Origin of the sequence: Kytococcus aerolatus (assembly GCF_900187395.1) — a bacterium.
Taxonomy (GTDB): Bacteria; Actinomycetota; Actinomycetes; order Actinomycetales; family Dermatophilaceae; genus Kytococcus; species Kytococcus aerolatus.
This window is the reverse complement of the sequence record NZ_FYEZ01000001.1, coordinates 103141-120926: the sequence shown is the minus strand read 5'-3', so window position 1 is coordinate 120926 and position 17786 is coordinate 103141. Positions and strand designations below refer to the sequence as shown.

The following is a 17786-nucleotide window of genomic DNA, read 5'->3' as shown; positions in this document are numbered from 1 at the left end:
CGCACGGGGGAGGAAGATCACACCGGGATCGAGATAGCCAGCGTAGGCATGGTAATAATCTTCGGTCATGCCTGTCGTCCTCACGCGTCGCCTGCACGTGGACCTCGGGCGTTCCCCCGCCTTCCGATGTTGAGCACCCGGTCACCCCGCCGCTCCGTCTGAACAGCACCCGCCCCACGCACCGTCTCTCCCCCGGCACTCCCGGAGGAGACGCCTCCGTGGGCCCGTCCCCGAGAGGAACACCCGTGTCCGCCACGTCCACGCACTCCCCCAGCCCCGAACCCCCGTCCCCCCAGCAGCCGGCCGCACCCCGCCGCCGCCTGCCACTGCCCTCCTTCGGCATGCAGATCCTGCTCGGTCTGGCCGTCGGCATCGCCTTGGGCGCCCTCGCCCGCCAGCTGGGCGGCACCGAGGAGAACCCCAACTGGCTCACCGAGACGCTCACCATCGTGGGCACCACCTTCGTGACCCTGCTCAAGACGCTCGTGCCGCCGCTGATCTTCCTCGCGGTCGTCGCCTCCATCGCCAACCTGCGCGAGCTCGGCAACGCCGCCCGCCTGGTCGGTCAGACCCTCATCTGGTTCGCCATCACCGCCCTGGTCTCCGTGGTGATCGGCATCGTCCTGGCCCTGGTGACGCGCCCCGGCGAGCACTCCAGCGTGTCCGAGAAGGCCGCGCAGGCCCCCGACGCCAGCGGCTCCTGGCTCGACTTCCTCACCGGCCTGGTGCCGACCAACTTCCTCGGCCTCGCCGGTTCGGCCGGTGAGGGCGGTGAGATCTCCTTCGGGTTCAACGCCCTGCAGATCGTGGTCATGGCCATCGCCGTCGGCATCGCCGCGCTGAAGGTGGGCCACGAGGCCGAGCCCTTCCTGGCCTTCGCCCGCTCCGCGCTGGCGATCGTCCAGAAGGTCCTGTGGTGGGTCATCCTCCTGGCCCCCATCGGCACGGCGGGTCTCATCGGCCGCGCCGTGGCCACCTACGGCTGGGACACGATGGGCTCGCTGGGCATCTTCGTCCTGACGATCTACCTGGGCCTGGCCCTGGTGCTCTTCGCCCTCTACCCGGCGATCCTGCTGGCCCACGGCCTCTCGGTGAAGCAGTGGTTCTCCGGGGCCTGGCCGGCCATCCAGCTGGCCTTCGTCTCGCGCTCCTCGCTGGGCACCATGCCGCTCACGCAGCGGGTGACCGAGCGGAACCTCGGCGTACCCTCCGGCTACGCCTCGTTCGCGATCCCCTTCGGCGCCACCACCAAGATGGACGGCTGCGCCGCGATCTACCCGGCCGTGGCGGCGATCTTCGTGGCCCAGTTCTTCGACCTGCAGCTCGGGCTCACCGACTACCTGCTCATCGTCGTGGTCTCGGTGCTCGGCTCGGCCGCCACCGCGGGCCTGACCGGTGCGCTGGTGATGCTCACGCTGACGCTGAGCACGCTGGGCCTGCCACTGGAGGGCGTCGGCCTCCTGCTGGCCGTCGACCCGATCGTCGACATGGGCCGCACCGCGGTGAACGTCGCCGGGCAGACGCTGGTTCCCACCGTCGTCTCGCACCGTGAGGGGATCCTCGACCGCGGGCTCTACGAGGCCGAGCGCGGCGAGCTCCCCTACGCCGATGAGTCGGTCACCCAGGCCGAGGCGGACGGCCGCGAGCCCGCCACCGAGCGCGAGGTGCAGGGCGCCACTGCCTGATCAGTCAGTCGGCAGCACGGAACAACTGCCGCGCACACCGGAGCGCGAACCGCTCCACCTCCCCCGCATCGCCGGTCCGTCCGTCCAGGGCGAGGCCGGCGATGCCGTGCACGAGGGCCCAAGCCGCCAAGGCGGCCTCGTCGTGCGAGAGCTCCCCCCGCTGACAGGGCAGGAGCCCGGCGACACCACGCCTCAGCGGGTTCGTGGAGGCGGCACGGGCCTCCTGGAGCGCACAGTTGTCCTCGTCCAGGAGGTCCGCGCGGTGCATGACCGCGTAGTGCCCGCGCTGGTCCAGCGCGAAGCGCACGTAGGCCACCGCGACGTGCTCAAAGCCCTCACCCTCCACGGCCACGAGCCGATCCGCCAAGGCGTCATGTCCCTCGGTGGCCAGTGCGGTCAGGAGACCCCGCCGGTGAGCGAAGTGGTGCGCCGGAGCGCTGTGGGAGACCCCGGCACGCCGCGCGAGATCCCGCAGCGAGAGCGCATCGACGCCCTCGGTGGCCACTGTCTCCGCGGCGGCCCGGAGCATGACTCGGCGCAGGTCCCCGTGGTGGTATCCGGTGCTCATGCCCTGAGCCTACGCAGAATCTGGGCACTGTCCAGATTCTGCGGTACGGTTGATCTTGACAGTGACCAGCTACAGGGGGACTCATGGCACCGCTCATCGCACTGCTCCTCGGCACCGGAGCGGCCGCTGTCGCCGCCGCCCTCGGGGTCGAACTGCTGGAACCGTGGACGGCCCGCCTCGCTATCGGACTGGCTGTGATGCTCCTGCTCACCGGCTCAGCGCACTTCGTGCCCCGCCCGCGCCGCCGCGGCCTGATCGCCATGGTGCCCCCGTGGGTTCCTGCCCCACACCTGGTCGTCACCGCCACCGGCCTGCTCGAGCTGGCGGCCGCGGCGGGGCTGGTCACCACCGTGGGCGAGCCCGTGGTCCGCTCCTGGATCGCGGCGGGGGTGGCTGTGTTCCTTGTGGCCGTCTTCCCGGCCAACCTGCACGCCGCCCGAGGACACGCCGGACCTGAGGCCCCGGCCACTCCTCTGCTCCGCCGCTCGGTGCTGCAGGCCGTGTACCTCGTCGCCGCCCTCGTCGTCGCCGTCGATGGCCTGTGACCCCGGCCGCAGAGGAGGGCCGGACCCCGATCGGGTCCGGCCCTCCGTGCGTGCTCGCGGTGGCTCAGATGTTGAAGCCCAGGGCGCGCAGCTGTTCGCGGCCGTCCTCGGTGATCTTGTCCGGACCCCACGGCGGCATCCAGACCCAGTTGATGACGTGGCCGGTGACCAGGCCCTCCAGGGAGCCGGCGACCTGGTCCTCGATGACGTCCGTCAGCGGGCAGGCCGGCGAGGTGAGGGTCATGTCGATGACGGCGCGGCCGTCCTCCTCGACGGTGGTGCCATAGACCAGGCCGAGGTCCACGACGTTGATCCCGAGCTCGGGGTCCACGACGTCGCGGAGGGCCTCGGTCACGTCCTCCTGGGTGGCGTTCGCGTTCTCGCTCATGCGTTCTCTCCGTTCGTGATGTCGACCCCGGTGCGGGCCAGGGCGTCGGTGAGGGCGGTCCAGCCCAGCAGCGCACACTTCACGCGCGCCGGGTACTGGGAGACACCGGCAAAGGCCACGCCGTCACCGATGAGCTCCTCGTCGCCGGCGTGCTGGCCACGCGAGGTGAGCATCTTCTTCATCTCCGCCAGGGTCCCGGCCACCTCATCGGCGTCGTGGCCGATGGTCTCCTCGGTCATCACCGAGGTGGAGGCGGTCGAGATGCTGCAGCCCATCGCGTCGTAGGACACGTCGGCGATGGTCGGCGGCGTCGTGCTGAGGTCCACGTGCACGCGCACGGTGACCTCGTCACCGCAGGAGGTGTTCACGTGGTGCACCTCCGCCTCGAAGGGCTCGCGGAGCCCGGCGTTCTGCGGGTTCTTCGAGTGGTCGAGGATGATCTCCTGGTACATGTCCATCAGGCGCTGCCCTCCACGTCGAGGCCGAAGATGCCGGGCACGCGGTCGAGCGCCTCGAGGAAGGCGTCGACCTCCTCCCGGGTGGTGTACACCGAGAAGCTCGCACGGGTCGTCGCCGGGACGCGCAGCGCCCGGTGGAGCGGCCACGCGCAGTGGTGCCCGGTACGGACCGCCACGCCGGAGTCGTCGAGCACTTGGCCGACGTCGTGCGGGTGCACCCCGTCGACCGTGAAGGACACGCAGCCCACCCGCTCGGCGACCGCGCCGTCCCCGGTGGACGCCGGTCCGATCACGGTCACCCAGGGGCGCTGGGCCAGGCCGTCCAGGGCGTGCTGGACGAGCTCCCGGTCGTGGGCGGCCACCCGCTCCATGCCGAGCTCCTCGAGGAGCTCCAGCGCGGCGCCGAGGCCGACGGCCTGCGAGGTCATCGGCACGCCGGCCTCGAAGCGCGCCGGCGGGGCGGCGTAGGTGGACCCCTCCATGCGGACCAGCTCGATCATCGAGCCACCGGTGATGAAGGGCGGCATGGCCGCGAGCAGCTCGTAACGGCCCCAGAGCACGCCGATCCCCGAGGGACCCAGCGTCTTGTGCCCCGTGAAGGCCAGGAAGTCCACACCGAGCGACTCCACGTCCACCGGCAGGTGCGGCACAGACTGGGCCGCGTCGAGCACGGTGAGCGCCCCGACCTCCCTGGCCCGCGCCACGAGGGCCGGCACGTCGGTTACCGCACCGGTGACATTTGAGACGTGCGTGAAGGCCAGCACCTTGGTGCTCTCGTCGACGATCGTCGCGAGCTCCGTGGTGTCCACGCGGCCCTCCGGGGTGACCGGCAGCCAGCGCAGCTCGGCACCGGTCCGGCGGGCCAGCTCCTGCCAGGGCACCAGGTTGGCGTGGTGCTCGGCCTCGGTGACCACGATCCGGTCCCCCGGGCCAAGGGCGAAGCGCTCCGCCACGGCCGGGTCGGCCCCGTCCATGGCCCCCGCCGCCCCGGCGTTCGAGAACGCGTAGGCCACGAGGTTGAGCGCCTCGGTGGCGTTCTTCGTGAACACCACCTCCTCGACCCGCGGGGCGCCGATGAAGCGTGCCACCACCTGGCGGGCGTGCTCGAAGGCGTCGGTGGCCTCCTCGGAGAGCTGGTGCGCCCCGCGGTGCACCGCCGAGCGGGAGTGCGTCGTGTACTCCCGCTCGGCGTCCAGCACCCGCTGCGGCTGCTGGCTGGTCGCCCCGGAGTCGAGGTAGACCAGCGGCCGGTCGGCGCGCACGGTGCGGGAGAGGACCGGGAACTGCTCACGCAGCCCGGTCAGCTCCTCGGTGGTGAAAGCCGGCACCCTCAGACCGCCGCCTGGGTGAAGCGGTCGTAGCCCTCGGCCTCCAGCTGGTTGGCCAGCTCGGGGCCGCCCTCCTCGGCGACCTTGCCGTCCACGAACACGTGGACGAAGTCGGGCTTGATGTAGTTGAGGATGCGGGTGTAGTGCGTGATGAGCAGGACGCCGGTGTCGTTGGCCTCCTTGGCGCGGTTGACGCCCTCGGAGACGATGCGCAGGGCGTCCACGTCCAGGCCCGAGTCGGTCTCGTCCAGCACGGCGAAGCGCGGCTTGAGCAGCTCCATCTGGAGGATCTCGTGACGCTTCTTCTCACCACCGGAGAACCCGGCGTTCACATCGCGCTCGGCGAACTCCGGCTTCATGCGCAGGTCGTTCATCGCCCCCTTGACCTCCTTCACCCAGGTGCGGAGCTTGGGTGCCTCGCCGTCGACCGCGGTCTTGGCGGTGCGCAGGAAGTTCGAGACGGTCACGCCCGGCACCTCGACCGGGTACTGCATGGCCAGGAAGAGACCGGCGCGGGCGCGCTCGTCGACGCTCATCGCCAGCACGTCCTCACCGTCGAGGGTGATGGTGCCGGAGGTGACGGTGTACTTCGGGTGACCGGCGATCGAGTAGGCCAGCGTGGACTTGCCGGACCCGTTCGGGCCCATGATCGCGTGGGTCTCACCGGAGTTGAGGGTCAGCGTGACGCCCTTGAGGATCTCCTTCTCCTCGCCGTCGTCCGTCGCGACCGAGACGTGCAGGTCGCGGATCTCCAGGGTGCTCATGTGGGTGTCCTCTCGTGAAGGCTTGAAGTCTGGGGTGGTGGGTGGTGCGGTGCGTGCCTCAGACGGGCACGGACACGTAGACGGAGGTGCCGTCGACGCGCACCGGGTAGACGTTCACCGGCTGGGTGGCCGGCAGGCTCAGGGGCTTGCCCGTGGTCAGCTCGAACTCCGAGCCGTGCAGCCAGCACTCGATGGTGTCCTCGGACACCTCCCCCTCGGCGAGGGAGACGTTGGCGTGCGTGCACGTGTCGTCGATCGCGTGGATCTCGCCCTTCGAGTCCCGGACGACCGCGATGCGGCGCCCGGCGAGCTCGACGACGGCCCCGCCCACCTCGGGCAGGTCCGTCGTGGCGCCCACGAGGAACTCCTCGTGGCCACCGACGGGCAGGGCCCCGGTCGCGGTCGGGTCGTGCATCAGGCCTCGACCTCGCTCGGCTCGGCCTCCTCGGACGACTCGGTAGCCGGGACGAAGCCCAGCTCCTCCTCGATCGCCCGCATGATCCGGTTGGTCACCTCGGGCACACCGATGCGCTGGACGATGTCGGCGAAGACGCCGCGGACCACGAGGCGGCGGGCCTCGTCCTCGGGGATGCCCCGCGCCTGCAGGTAGAAGAGCTGCTCGTCGTCGAAGCGACCGGTCGTGCTCGCGTGCCCGGCGCCCTCGATCTCGCCGGTCTCGATCTCCAGGTTCGGCACCGAGTCGGCGCGGGCGCCGTCGGTGAGGACCAGGTTCCGGTTCATCTCGTAGGTGTCGGTGCCCTCGGCCTCGGCACGGATGAGCACGTCACCCACCCACACGGTGCGGGCGGTCTCGCCCTGCAGGGCGCCCTTGTACAGGACGTCCGAGGAACAGCGCGGGGCGTCGTGGTCCACGAAGATGCGGTGCTCCTGGTGCTGCCCCGCGTCGGCGAAGTACACGCCGAAGAGCTCCGCCGAGCCGCCCGGCCCGGCGTAGGACACCTTGGTGTTGAGGCGCACCAGGTCACCACCCAGGGTCACCACGATGTGGCGGAAGCTGGCGTCGCGACCGATCCGGGCCTCGTGCTGGCCGGTGTGGACGGCGTCGTCCTCCCACTCCTGCAGCGAGACGACGGTGAGCTGCGAGCCGTCGCCGGAGACGACCTCGACGTTCTCGCCGTGCTCGGCGGAGCCGGTGTGGTGGAGGATCACCATGGCCTTGGCGTGGTGCTCGGCCTCGATGACGACGTGCCCGTTGGAGCGACGTCCGGCACCGGTGCCGTGCACGCGCACCACGACGGGCGCGTCGAGCTCGGCCTCGGCCGGGATCCGCACGTGGAGCGCCTGCTGGGAGCCGGCGGAGGCCACGGCGGCGGCCCGGTCCTCCGGAACCAGGACGGTCCCGCGCGGGGCCTGCCCGGGAGCCAGCAGCTCGCCGAGGGACTCCTCGTCGCTGATCTCCCAGGTGGTGGCCGGCTGGTCACCGCTGGTGTCGGTCTCCCGGACGTCCAGCAGGGAACCGAGGCGGTCCAGCGGGGTGAAGCGCCAGTCCTCCTCGCGCCCGGAGGGGCGGTGGAAGTCCGCCGGGTCGGCGGAACGCTGGCGGTGCGCACGCGACTCGCCGGCCTCCGGGGTGCTCAGCAGGGCGGCGGGATCGGTGTGCGTGGTGCCCGCGGCGTCGGCGGCAGCCAGCAGCGACGGGGCGTTCTCGGTGTTCGTGGCGCTCGGCATCAGCCGACGGCTCCTTCCATCTGCAGCTCGATGAGGCGGTTCAGCTCGAGGGCGTACTCCATGGGCAGCTCGCGGGCGATCGGCTCGACGAAGCCGCGCACGATCATCGCCATCGCCTCTTCCTCGGCCATCCCGCGGGACATGAGGTAGAAGAGCTGGTCCTCGGAGACCTTGGAGACGGTCGCCTCGTGGCCCATCTGCACGTCGTCCTCACGGATGTCGACGTACGGGTAGGTGTCGGAGCGGCTGATCTGGTCGACCAGCAGCGCGTCGCACACCACGGACGACTTCGAGTTGTAGGCACCCTCGGCCACCTGGACCAGGCCGCGGTACGAGGTGCGGCCGCCGCCCCGGGCGACCGACTTCGAGACGATCGAGCTGGAGGTGTTCGGGGCGTTGTGGACCATCTTCGAACCGGCGTCCTGGTGCTGACCCTCGCCGGCGAAGGCGACCGACAGGGTCTCGCCCTTGGCGTGCTCGCCCATGAGGAAGACGGCCGGGTACTTCATGGTCACCTTGGAACCGATGTTGCCGTCGATCCACTCCATCGTGGCGCCCTCGGCGCAGGTGGCGCGCTTGGTGACCAGGTTGTACACGTTGTTCGACCAGTTCTGGATCGTCGTGTAGCGCACCCGGGCGTTCTTCTTGACGATGATCTCCACGACCGCGCTGTGCAGCGAGTCGGACTGGTAGATCGGCGCCGTGCAGCCCTCGACGTAGTGCACGTAGGAGCCCTCGTCGGCGATGATCAGGGTCCGCTCGAACTGGCCCATGTTCTCGGTGTTGATCCGGAAGTAGGCCTGCAGCGGGATGTCCACGTGGACGCCCGGCGGCACGTAGATGAAGGAGCCACCGGACCAGACGGCCGTGTTCAGCGCGGAGAACTTGTTGTCACCGGTGGGGATGACGGTCGCGAAGTGCTCGCGGAAGAGGTCCTCGTGCTCGCGCAGGGCGGTGTCGGTGTCGACGAAGATGACGCCCTTCTCCTCCAGGTCCTCACGGATCTGGTGGTAGACGACCTCGGACTCGTACTGCGCAGCCACACCGGCGATGAGCCGCTGCTTCTCGGCCTCCGGGATGCCCAGCTTGTCGTAGGTGTCCTTGATCTCCTGGGGCAGCTCGTCCCAGGAGGTCGCCTGCTTCTCGGTGGACTTCACGAAGTACTTGATGTTCTGGAAGTCGATGTCCGAGAGGTCCGAGCCCCAGTGCGGCATGGGCTTGCGGTCGAACAGCTTGAGGGCCTTGCGGCGGGTCTCCAGCATCCACTCCGGCTCGCTCTTGCGGGCCGAGATGTCCTCGACCACGGCCTCGTTGAGGCCGCGCTGGGCGGTGCGCCCGGCCTCGTCCTCGTCGTGCCAGCCGTACTCGTAACGGCCCAGGTCCTTCAGACCCGGGTTCAGCTCCTCGATGTGGGAGCTACCGCTGGGGGTGCCATCGGCAGTCGTGGTCATCGTGACCTCTCCTCGCTCTGGGTGGGGGTTTCGGTGGTCTGGTCACCCGGTCCGGTGCCGTCCCGCGGTGCGATGACGGTCCCGACCGGGACGAAGGTGGTGCAGACGTGCCCGCCGGCGGGCAGGGTCTGCAGGCGCTGGACGTGCACGCCGAGCAGCTCGGAGAAGGCCTCGGCCTCGGCGTCGCACAGCACCGGGAACTCCTCGGCGACGTGCTGGACCGGGCAGTGGCCCTGGCAGAGCTGGACACCGGCGGCCTGCGGGACCTCGCGGAGAGTGGCCGCGAAGCCGTCCTCGCGGAGGGCGTCGGCCAGCGCCTCCGCCCGGTCCCGAGGGTCCTCCCCGGCGGCGGAGACGCGCTCGGCGTGGCGGGCGGCCAGGGTCCGGGCCCGGCGCTCGGCGTACTCCTGGACCGCCTGCTCCCCCTGCGTCTCGCGGAGGAAGTCGAGGATCTCCAGGGCCATGCCGTCGTAAGCCGTCGGCAGCGTGGTGTGGCCGGCGTCGGAGAGCACCCAGGCGCGGGCCGGTCGGCCACGCCCGCGGTGCCCGGCGGGGTCGTGCTCGTGCTCGGTGATGACCCCCTCGGCAGCCAGCACGTCCAGGTGCCGCCGCACGGCGGCGGGGGTGAGGTCCAGGCCCTCGGCCAGCTCGCGGGCCGTGACCGGCCCCTCCTGGGACACGGCAGCACGGACCCGCTCACGGGTGCTCCTCGGCTGCATGGTCATAAACACCACAACAGTGTGTGCTAATTGGTATTCCCGGCCCAACTCAGGGTGCCCTAAGCGGTCACAACCCGCCCCGGTCCCGCGGACCCCGCCCGCGTATCCTTCGCCCGTGCCCACCACTCCTGCAGACGCCGTCGTCCTGGAGGGCGTGCAGGTGGTCCGTGACGGCCACACCGCCCTCGCAGAGCTGAGCCTCACCGCCCCCCGGGGAGCGGTGACCTGTGTGCTCGGCCGGAACGGGGCCGGCAAGTCCACCATGGTCGAGACCTCGCTGGGGCTCCTCCGACCCGCCGCCGGCTCCGTACGCATCCTGGGCTCCGACCCGTGGCGGGCCGGGCCCGGGCACCGCGCCCGCGTGGGCGTGGCCCTGCAGGACGGCGGCCTGCCCACCGGGGTCCGCCCCTCGGTGCTCCTGGAGCACCTCTCCCGCCTCTACCCGAACCCGCGGCCGTGGAAGGACCTCTGGCTCCGCCTGGGGATCAAGGCCTACGACCAGCGCATCATCCGACGCCTCTCCGGGGGGCAGCGGCAGCGCGTGGCCCTGGCCGCCGCGCTCGTCGGGCGCCCCGAGGTGGTCTTCCTCGACGAGCCCACCGCCGGCCTCGACCCGCACAGCCGACTCGACGTCTGGCAGGTCGTGCGCACCATCGCCCAGGAGGGCGCCGCGGTGGTCGTCACCACCCACTCCTTCGAGGAGGCCGAGCGCCTCGCCGACCGGGTGGCCGTCATCGACGCCGGGCGCTGCCTCGTCGAGGGGAGCCCAGCCGAGGTCGGCGGCGAGCAGGGCCTCGAGCAGCGCTTCTTCGACCTGACCCGCCGGGAGGCCACGGCATGAGCACCCCGACCCCCACGACACCCACCACTCCCCCGGTCCCGCCGCTGCGCCGTGTGCTGGCCCAGGGCCGGTACGAGGCAGGGGTGCTCCTGCGCAACGGCGAGCAGCTGCTCGTCTCCATCGTGCTGCCGCTCATCGCGCTGCTGGGTCTGGCCTTCACGACCTACCCGTCGCTCGGCGAGGGCGAGCGGATCGACCTGGCCGTCCCGGGCGTCCTCGCCCTGGCCATCATGTCCACGGCCTTCACCGGCCAGGCCATCTCGCTGGCCTTCGACCGGCGCTACGGGGTGCTGCGCCTCTTCGGCACCACCCCCCTGGGCCCCTCGGGGCTGGTGTGGGGGCGGATCTTCGCCGTGGCCGCGGTGATCGTGCTCCAGGTCCTGGTGCTCGGCGGTGTGGGGCTGGCACTGGGCTGGCGCCCGGAGCTGGTCGGGCTCCCGGCCGCCCTGCTCGTGGGCGCCCTGGGCGCTGTCGTCTTCGTCGTGCTGGCCGTGGTGGTCGGCGGGCGGCTCCGGGCCGAGGCCGTGCTGGCGGTGGCCAACCTGCTCTGGATCGTCTTCCTCGGACTGGGCAGCCTGCTGCCCACCGAGCGCTACGGCGAGCCGTGGGCCGGCCTGGTGCGCCTGACTCCCTCCGGGGCACTCGGGGACAGCCTGCGCGCGGCCCTGGCCCAGGGGCGCCTCGACCTCGTGGCCTGTGGCGTCCTGGCCGCTTGGGCGGTGGTCGGCGGTCTCGTCGCCACCCGCGTCTTCCGCTGGTCGGACTGACCCCCCACCCGCGGCCGGCCGGACTGACGTCTCCTCCGCGCGGCGCCGGTCCCAGCATCCACGACACGGCGTAGGATGTCCCGCCGTGAGTGACGACGCAACCCTGGCCCCCCGCACCCCCTCCACCCCGATGCAGCGACGCCTCGGGTTCTTGGCCCCGTGGGTCCGGCCGCTGCTGTGGACCAACCTCGTCGTGGAGATCGGGATCGTGCTCACCGGTGGGCTGGTCCGCCTCACCGGCAGCGGACTGGGCTGCCCGAAGTGGCCCGAGTGCCACGACGGCTCGATCACCCCGGTGGTCACCCCGGCCGATGGCATCCACCCCTACATCGAGTTCGGCAACCGCACCCTGACCGGCGTGGTGGGCATCGTCGCTCTGCTCACGGTCCTGGCGGTCATCGGCCGGGGCGGGCGCCGCCAGTCGCGCATCCTGCCGTGGACATGGATCGTGCTGGCCGGTGTCGTCGTGCAGGCGGTCCTCGGCGGGATCACGGTGCTCACCAGCCTCCACCCGGTCACCGTGAGCGCCCACCTGCTGGTGTCGATGGTGCTCATCTCGGCGGCCGCGGCGGCCCTGTGGTTCGACCGCGATGTCGACGAGGTCACCCCCGAGCCGCTCCCCCGCCCGGTGAACGTGGTGGCCTTCCTGACGGCCGGCCTCGGGTTCGTGGTGATGCTGCTGGGCACCTTGGTGACCGGCTCCGGTCCACACTCCGGCGACGCCGACGAACCGGCCCGCTATGGCTTCGACGTGAAGACCATGTCCTGGCTGCACGCCGACTCGGTGATGCTCTTCTGCGGCCTGCTGGCCGCGATGCTCCTGGCCCTGCACCTGCTGCCCCAGGTCAGCCAGCGGACGCGACGCATCTGGTGGGCCCTGCTCGGGGTGACCGTGCTGCAGGGCCTCATCGGGTACGTGCAGTACGCCCTGGCGGTGCCGGCGACCCTGGTGTGGCTGCACATGCTGGGCGCCAGCCTCATGGCGTGGATCCTCACCTGGGCGGTGCTCTCCGTCCGGCGGTGAGGAAACCGTCCGGGAAACTTCAAGATCGCAGGGAGGCGCACAAGTATTCACCTGGCGTTCATTGTGTGTTCACGCAGCATGTTGCTAGAGTCGAGCATCAGGATCTTTTCCGGGTCACATCGAGAATGGAATAGACATGCTCTCCATGCTTTCCTCCGGATTTCTTGCGGCCGGACTGCTTGCCGGCCCCATGACCTCCCCCCCATCGGCTCCGTCAGTCTCAGTAGACCAATCAGCCCCCTTGGCGGCCGAAACTCAGAGCGATGGCTCTGCGCCGACCTCCGCGACTGACTCAGCGGCAGCCGATGCAGCGGATGCAGCCACCATTGCTGAGCAGGAAGGCCGCAGTGTGGCTTCCGTCAAGGCGGACCTCGAGTGGCAGAACTCCGTGCAAGCTGAGATTGAAAAGCTGGCAGCCAGGGACCCTCAAGCTTTCACGGGTTCCACCATTTCAATTCCTGACCGTTCAGTCTGGGTGGGATTCACCGGTGCGGCGCCTACGAGCTCTGCCCAGTTCCCCAGCGGCACCACCGCGAAGCTCCAAGGAGGCCTCCCGCTCAACCATGAGGCACGCGTCCAGGCGGCACGTGACGGCGCCGAAGTGGTCGAGCAGCAATTCGGAGCGGAGACGGTGGCACGCGTCGACGCCATCAGCGGACGGACCGAAGTATTCGTGGCTGCGGCTGCACCGTCCGACGCTTCAGCCAGGACGCGGCGGGTCAAGAGCCAGGTGGACGGTCAGATCACAGTCCACTTCGACCCTGACGCAAAGGGTGGCGAGGAATCCATCAATGGGGGAGGCCGGCTCGAGTGGTCAGGGAGCAATACCCTGAAGTGCACGTCTGCATTCACTCAGGAGCGGCCCCTGTTCACTTTTCTCAACCGGGTCACCAAGAACTGGAACGCATATGTCTTGGTCGGCTAAGACGAGTTGGGTCCTCATGGGGACAGCCATCGGGCTCGCCGGGTGCAGCAGCTCCCCCCCTGGAACCGTTACCGAGAGCGGCACCACGCTCTGGGTGGCCGATGACGATTCGAGGACCGGCGAAGCCCATCTCGCGGGGACGCTCCGCTACCTGCCGGAGGACGGCTGCTGGGTGGTTGAGCCATCCCTCGAATCACTTGACCCCGGGGTCGAGCCGGAGGACCTGCGGACGGCCATCATCTGGCCGCAGGGGACAGAGGTGAGCGATGGCTCGGTCCCCGGCGTCTCAGTGGAGGGCAAGACCGTGCAGGACGGGGAGGGCATCGAGGCTGGGGCCGGCCTGGTCTCCACGGCCTCGGAGTTCGACATCCCTCAGTCCTGTCGCACAGGCGGCATCGCCTTCGTGCGCGACGTGCGCCTCACGAATTGAGCGCCTCCTGGCTGGCCCCCTGAGCGGGACCAGCACGCCCTCAGCAGGGGAGCGCCCCCACCGCGCTAGTCGGTGGGGGCGCTCCCCTGCTCCCGCCGTTCCGGTCGATCAGCCCAGGCCGGGCAGCGACCAGTGGAAGATTGGGTCGATCGCCACGGCCATGAACAGCACCGACACGTGGCTGATCGAGTAGTGGAAGAGCCGCATCGGCTTGATCTCGGCCTCGCTGAGACCGTCCCGCGCACCGCCCAGCAGGGTCCTGATCCCGTACAACGGGTCGTCCTTGTGGCCGCGGTGGCCGGTGGTGTCCAGCTGGGCCCGGCGACGGACATCGTCCACGCACGCGGTAGCGAGCTTCCCCACGTGGAAGGCATTCACGACCACGGCCGCATCTGCGAGGTTCATCGATCACGTTCTTGTACCCGTGGAAGGGGTCCAGGGTGGCGACCTGCACCCGTCGCCGAACCCTGTCCCGATCACTCAGTCACGCCCCGTAAACGGCCCCGGAACGGCCCGGGGCGAGGTCCAGCAGCCGGGCACGGGTCCGGTGGCCCTGGTCCCGGGACAGGTCGACCATCCCGGTCAGCATCCGCGGGCCTCGCGTGCAGGGGTCAACGTCGCGCCAGACGTGCTGATCGACCCCGAGCATCGTCACCCCCTCGAACCTGGCTGGGTCGGCCTCCAGGTCCTCCAAGCGGGCGCACACCGCTTTGCACAGGGTGTGCCAGTCCACCCCCAGCCGGCGGGCCAGACCCCGGTCGACGCATGCCTGCCGCGCAACTCGCCCACGGCCCAGACCACTGCCCGAGCCGTCAACCCGCCGATGGACGGGGCCACAGCCGGGTCCTGCTCGGTGAGGCTCCCACCCGGGCACAGGTCCTCGCGGCACACGTGTCGCCACTTGGACCAGACCGGCTGCACCGGCCGACCGAAGGAGGGCGCGTACCAACACCACCTGGACAAGGCCGTGAGCGGTCACCATCACCCCCACAGTGCGGGCACCCGGCAGGCTCCCGCACGGACTCAATGTTCACCACCAGCCCTGCTGTGCCCGAGTCAGCGACCTTCGTGACCTTCATACCGGGCAGCCCCAGCCAGGTCTGACAGTCGACACACGAGGAAGCAGGGCACGGGGAAGTAGGCTCAGGCATAGTCGAGGCCCTTGGCGATCCGAGGGAGCAAAAGTCCTCAGATCATGCCCGGGACCTCGACCCCTGCACCCACCACCCTGACCGAACCCGCCCCAGCCCTCCGCATGCAAAACTCCGAAGAGCCCTATTGGCTGCTACCCTCCTCCGCGAGCTTCCAACTGGGGGGGGCTCATCCCATGAGGAGAAGACAATGACATTCACCTTGTTCAAGAAGCTGCTTGCGCCTGCAGCAGCCGTTGCGGTGATCGGAGCGCCGCTGATGGTGGCCACGCCTGCCACTCATGCCGCACCGTCGAATTGCAGCTACTCGATCGACCGCCGCGATGTGACCGGTACCTGCAAGAGCGGCAGTGGTCAGTTCCGCATCCACCTCGACTGTGCGTATGCGCCGGATCGGTTCTCCACGTGGGGCCGGCCCGGTGAGCTGCGGACCATCAAGTGCCTGGTGGGTCAGCCCCGGAATGTGTACTTCGAGGTGAAGAACTGAAGTTTCGCCACTTTCGGGCGGGCGCGACGACAGGTCGTCGCGCCCGCCCGATTCTTCGCATGTGACACACGGGAGTGATGTGAGTGACTGAGCTCGAGGTGGAACGGGCCACGATTCACTATGGCAAGCGGACCGCCGTCGAGGAGGTCTCGTGGCGGCGAGGCTACGGCCTGCATGGGCTGCTCGGGGCAAACGGCGCCGGCAAGACGTCCCTGATGCGTGCCGTCGTGACCTTGCAGCCCCTCGATGGGGGCAGCATCATGCTGGGTGGTGCACCGGTTCGTCAGGTTCGGGAGCGCGTGGGCTTCCTGCCGCAGGACAACCTTCGCCGATCGCGGTTCACGGTGCGAGAGCACTTGGCCTACATGTGTTGGCTCAAGCGTTTGGACGATCAGGCCACCACCTCGGAGGTCGACCGTCTGTTGAGACTCGTGGACCTCGAGACGCGTGCCGACGATCGCATCAGGGCACTGTCAGGGGGGATGCGTCGAAGAGTCGGGGTCGCCTCGGCGCTGGTCGCCAGTCCCGAGCTCATCGTGCTCGACGAGCCAACAGCCGGCCTCGACATGGCGCAGCGGGACTCTCTCAACGAGCTGCTGCACCAGGTCTCGCAAAATGCGATCGTCGTCATCTCGACACACATCGTCGAGGACGTCCTCGACCACGCGGACACCATCACAGTCATGAACCAGGGCTCGTTCGTCTTCGACGGGACATTCGACAGGTTTAGCCCCACCCGGGAGCTCTCGACTGTGCGCGCCGCCTACCTCGAACTGGTTGCGCAGTGAAAGGCTGGCTGCTCTGGGCCAGGCACCAGGAGTTGCCTCGCTGTGCCGTCGCCGCTGTCATCGCCACCGGTGTCATGGCGGCGCTGGTCGCCGCGGCCAGCCTTGGCGGATCGATCGATGTGGGACCCCTGTGGATCTCCGTGGCCATGTCTCTGCCCCTGCTCTTCGCCTTCGTCAACGAGCACGATCTCGACCGAATCGCACCGCGATCGCTCCTTGCCCGTCGAGGCGCCCTGGTGGCGATCACGCTGGCTCTGACCGGCGCGTTGTCGGTGCTCACCTTCCCTGGTGACCCTCAGGCGCTCGCCGCGTGGCGCAACACTGCGGCCCTCATGGGTTGGGGACTGTTGAGCCTGACCGTGGCGCCGCGACCTGCCATCTGGGTGCTCCCCACTGTTGTGGCCCTCGCGTCGATGTTCTTCGGCTGGCCGCTAGAGCCCACCCTGAGCGACGGGATTCTCGGTGCCCTTCGAGCTCCGGGCACGCTGCATCTCGAGTCCACCGGTGAGCCCAACCTGAGCCTGCTTACCTGCGGGCTCGTGTGGGCCTTGGGGGTTGGCTCCTACCTGACCGGTGTGACTCTTCGGCGCCCAAGGGCGGAGCGGGCGTCTCGCGGCTCACGGGCAGAATCCGCAGACTCCGGCCCCCGGTCAGGGTTGGGCGGAGTGGCGCTGACCACTCCACTGATGGGAGTTGTTTCTCTTTCTGTCATCTGGACCGAGATGGCAAGTCTGCCGTTCTGGGGAGGGAGCCCTCGGCTTCTGCTTGCCAAAGACATCCCCTCGGCGCACTTCATCTTCATGGGGACCGCTGCCGTGGCAGGACTAGTCACTGGCCAGGCTCGGTGGCGCGCGGGAGTGACGCAGTGGGAGGAACTCTCCACCCGCAGCCCCGCCGAGCTTGTCGGCCGCACTGTCGGCCGGGCCGCACGCGTTGCCGCTGTCGGTCTGCTCGTCCCGATCACCGTGCTGGCGCTCGTGGCGGCCGCTGACCTCGCTCGGCACGTGCCCATGAACGTGGTGCTGCGGGAGTTCGCTGCGGGCTGGCCTGTGGTCTGTGTGGTCGTGCTCGAGGGGGTGGCCTTCGCCGCGGTGGGGGCTGTCATCGGGTGGTTTTCAGGGCGGGCGTGGCTGGCCCCGCTCTGGCTTGTCGCGGTTCTTGCTCTCGTGATCGCCACTCCAAAGCCTCCATCTCAAGACGTGGACGCTCGCTGGGCGCAGGCCTATGGTTTCGAGAGTTGCTCACGCAGTGTCAGGGTCGACGTTCAGGTGTGCGCTCCGGCCCCCGATGCGGGCTACGTGCCGGCAGCCCTTCGAACGGTGGAGGAAATCTACGCGTCGTCCGCTCATCCCGAGGCGCTACCGCGCACCGTTCACCTCGTGACAGCCGGTGTCATCCCGAGCAACGTGGGTGCCGACGGTGCGGACGTTCGCCCCAGTGTCGGGCAGTCTCGCACCCGTGGCCTGACTCCACCGGACGCCCTCGAAGGACCGTCAGCAGAGTCGCTGGCCTACACGACTGCGGCCTGGTGCCAGGGCACCGACGTATGGGACCTGCAGCAACTGTTCGGAGTGGGGGACGGTCCGAGCAACACGATGCCGACGACCCTCGCCTCGCTCCGCGACTGTCGGGCACAAGCCTGATTGGGTGCGCCCACGGCCTCGGTGGTCAGCCTGTAACCGCTGGTGCCGTGGTTCCAGGTGACTGTCCGGTCATCGATCTCGGGCTCGCTGTGCGGCCGCCACTGAGTTGATTCCGGAACGGGGGTGCTAGGAGGA

The 17786-nt window shown here is 69.7% G+C and carries 21 protein-coding genes; 10 read left to right on the top strand and 11 right to left on the bottom strand.

Translation table 11 applies throughout. The features are described from left to right. The first annotated feature begins 245 nt into the window (after positions 1-245). Positions 246-1685 carry a dicarboxylate/amino acid:cation symporter gene (locus CFT82_RS00530; RefSeq protein ID WP_407656014.1) on the top strand — a complete coding sequence of 480 codons (1440 nt, stop codon included), beginning with the start codon at positions 246-248 and terminating at the stop codon, positions 1683-1685. Between the two features lie 4 nt (positions 1686-1689). On the opposite strand, the gene CFT82_RS00525 is transcribed toward CFT82_RS00530, so the two are convergent. Next, complete coding sequence (locus CFT82_RS00525; RefSeq protein ID WP_088817163.1) at positions 1690-2253, bottom strand: TetR/AcrR family transcriptional regulator; 564 nt, start codon at positions 2251-2253, stop codon at positions 1690-1692. Between the two features lie 83 nt (positions 2254-2336). Here CFT82_RS00525 and CFT82_RS00520 point away from each other — a divergent pair, with 83 nt between their 5' ends. Continuing rightward, the gene (locus tag CFT82_RS00520) at positions 2337-2798 is read left to right on the top strand and encodes a DoxX family protein (RefSeq protein WP_088817162.1); all 462 of its coding nucleotides are present in this window, start codon (positions 2337-2339) and stop codon (positions 2796-2798) included. A gap of 64 nt (positions 2799-2862) precedes the next feature. Here CFT82_RS00520 and CFT82_RS00515 read toward each other — a convergent pair whose 3' ends face one another. Genes CFT82_RS00515 through CFT82_RS00480 form a run of 8 tightly spaced genes read right to left on the bottom strand, consistent with a single transcriptional unit; the run spans position 2863 to position 9601 of the window. Beyond that, the gene (locus tag CFT82_RS00515) at positions 2863-3186 is read right to left on the bottom strand and encodes a metal-sulfur cluster assembly factor (RefSeq protein WP_088817161.1); all 324 of its coding nucleotides are present in this window, start codon (positions 3184-3186) and stop codon (positions 2863-2865) included. Next, complete coding sequence (gene sufU, locus CFT82_RS00510) at positions 3183-3644, bottom strand: Fe-S cluster assembly sulfur transfer protein SufU (protein WP_088817160.1); 462 nt, start codon at positions 3642-3644, stop codon at positions 3183-3185. Before sufU ends, CFT82_RS00515 begins: the two co-directional genes overlap by 4 nt. Continuing rightward, positions 3644-4972 carry an aminotransferase class V-fold PLP-dependent enzyme gene (locus CFT82_RS00505; RefSeq protein ID WP_088817159.1) on the bottom strand — a complete coding sequence of 443 codons (1329 nt, stop codon included), beginning with the start codon at positions 4970-4972 and terminating at the stop codon, positions 3644-3646. Before CFT82_RS00505 ends, sufU begins: the two co-directional genes overlap by 1 nt. A 2-nt stretch (positions 4973-4974) precedes the next feature. Further along, complete coding sequence (gene sufC / locus CFT82_RS00500) at positions 4975-5736, bottom strand: Fe-S cluster assembly ATPase SufC (protein ID WP_088817158.1); 762 nt, start codon at positions 5734-5736, stop codon at positions 4975-4977. A gap of 58 nt (positions 5737-5794) precedes the next feature. Further along, positions 5795-6151 carry a non-heme iron oxygenase ferredoxin subunit gene (locus CFT82_RS00495; protein ID WP_088817157.1) on the bottom strand — a complete coding sequence of 119 codons (357 nt, stop codon included), beginning with the start codon at positions 6149-6151 and terminating at the stop codon, positions 5795-5797. Continuing rightward, the gene (gene sufD / locus CFT82_RS00490; protein ID WP_088817156.1) at positions 6151-7425 is read right to left on the bottom strand and encodes a Fe-S cluster assembly protein SufD; all 1275 of its coding nucleotides are present in this window, start codon (positions 7423-7425) and stop codon (positions 6151-6153) included. Before sufD ends, CFT82_RS00495 begins: the two co-directional genes overlap by 1 nt. Continuing rightward, positions 7425-8876: a Fe-S cluster assembly protein SufB gene (gene sufB / locus CFT82_RS00485; RefSeq protein ID WP_088817155.1), complete on the bottom strand. Its 1452-nt coding sequence runs from the start codon at positions 8874-8876 to the stop codon at positions 7425-7427. Before sufB ends, sufD begins: the two co-directional genes overlap by 1 nt. Beyond that, positions 8873-9601 carry a helix-turn-helix transcriptional regulator gene (locus tag CFT82_RS00480; protein ID WP_088817154.1) on the bottom strand — a complete coding sequence of 243 codons (729 nt, stop codon included), beginning with the start codon at positions 9599-9601 and terminating at the stop codon, positions 8873-8875. Before CFT82_RS00480 ends, sufB begins: the two co-directional genes overlap by 4 nt. Positions 9602-9710: 109 nt before the next feature. On the opposite strand from CFT82_RS00480, the gene CFT82_RS00475 reads away from it, so the two are divergent. From CFT82_RS00475 to CFT82_RS11365, 5 genes are all read left to right on the top strand, one after another. Further along, positions 9711-10436 carry an ABC transporter ATP-binding protein gene (locus CFT82_RS00475; RefSeq protein WP_234994206.1) on the top strand — a complete coding sequence of 242 codons (726 nt, stop codon included), beginning with the start codon at positions 9711-9713 and terminating at the stop codon, positions 10434-10436. Then, positions 10433-11203 carry an ABC transporter permease gene (locus CFT82_RS00470; protein WP_088817152.1) on the top strand — a complete coding sequence of 257 codons (771 nt, stop codon included), beginning with the start codon at positions 10433-10435 and terminating at the stop codon, positions 11201-11203. Before CFT82_RS00475 ends, CFT82_RS00470 begins: the two co-directional genes overlap by 4 nt. Before the next feature lie 85 nt (positions 11204-11288). Then, positions 11289-12227, top strand: coding sequence for a COX15/CtaA family protein (locus CFT82_RS00465; RefSeq protein WP_234994205.1), 939 nt, complete (start codon positions 11289-11291; stop codon positions 12225-12227). A 349-nt stretch (positions 12228-12576) separates the two neighbouring features. After that, positions 12577-13152 (top strand): hypothetical protein, encoded by a 576-nt coding sequence (locus CFT82_RS11370; RefSeq protein WP_159461803.1) that lies wholly within the window; start codon positions 12577-12579, stop codon positions 13150-13152. Between the two features lie 172 nt (positions 13153-13324). After that, positions 13325-13582: a hypothetical protein gene (locus CFT82_RS11365; protein ID WP_143469437.1), complete on the top strand. Its 258-nt coding sequence runs from the start codon at positions 13325-13327 to the stop codon at positions 13580-13582. A 108-nt stretch (positions 13583-13690) separates the two neighbouring features. On the opposite strand, the gene CFT82_RS11800 is transcribed toward CFT82_RS11365, so the two are convergent. Both CFT82_RS11800 and CFT82_RS11795 read right to left on the bottom strand, forming a co-directional pair. After that, positions 13691-13987, bottom strand: coding sequence for a transposase (locus CFT82_RS11800; RefSeq protein ID WP_088817150.1), 297 nt, complete (start codon positions 13985-13987; stop codon positions 13691-13693). Positions 13988-14066: 79 nt separating this feature from the next. Then, entirely contained in the window at positions 14067-14231 is a 165-nt protein-coding gene (locus CFT82_RS11795; RefSeq protein WP_200815015.1) for a hypothetical protein, read from the bottom strand. Between the two features lie 692 nt (positions 14232-14923). On the opposite strand from CFT82_RS11795, the gene CFT82_RS00440 reads away from it, so the two are divergent. From CFT82_RS00440 to CFT82_RS00430, 3 genes are all read left to right on the top strand, one after another. Next, complete coding sequence (locus tag CFT82_RS00440) at positions 14924-15220, top strand: hypothetical protein (protein ID WP_088817148.1); 297 nt, start codon at positions 14924-14926, stop codon at positions 15218-15220. 83 nt (positions 15221-15303) lie between these two features. Next, complete coding sequence (locus tag CFT82_RS00435; protein WP_015779300.1) at positions 15304-16008, top strand: ATP-binding cassette domain-containing protein; 705 nt, start codon at positions 15304-15306, stop codon at positions 16006-16008. Then, positions 16005-17651 (top strand): hypothetical protein, encoded by a 1647-nt coding sequence (locus CFT82_RS00430; RefSeq protein WP_088817147.1) that lies wholly within the window; start codon positions 16005-16007, stop codon positions 17649-17651. The genes CFT82_RS00435 and CFT82_RS00430 overlap by 4 nt, the downstream gene beginning before the upstream one ends. Positions 17652-17786 lie beyond the last annotated feature (135 nt).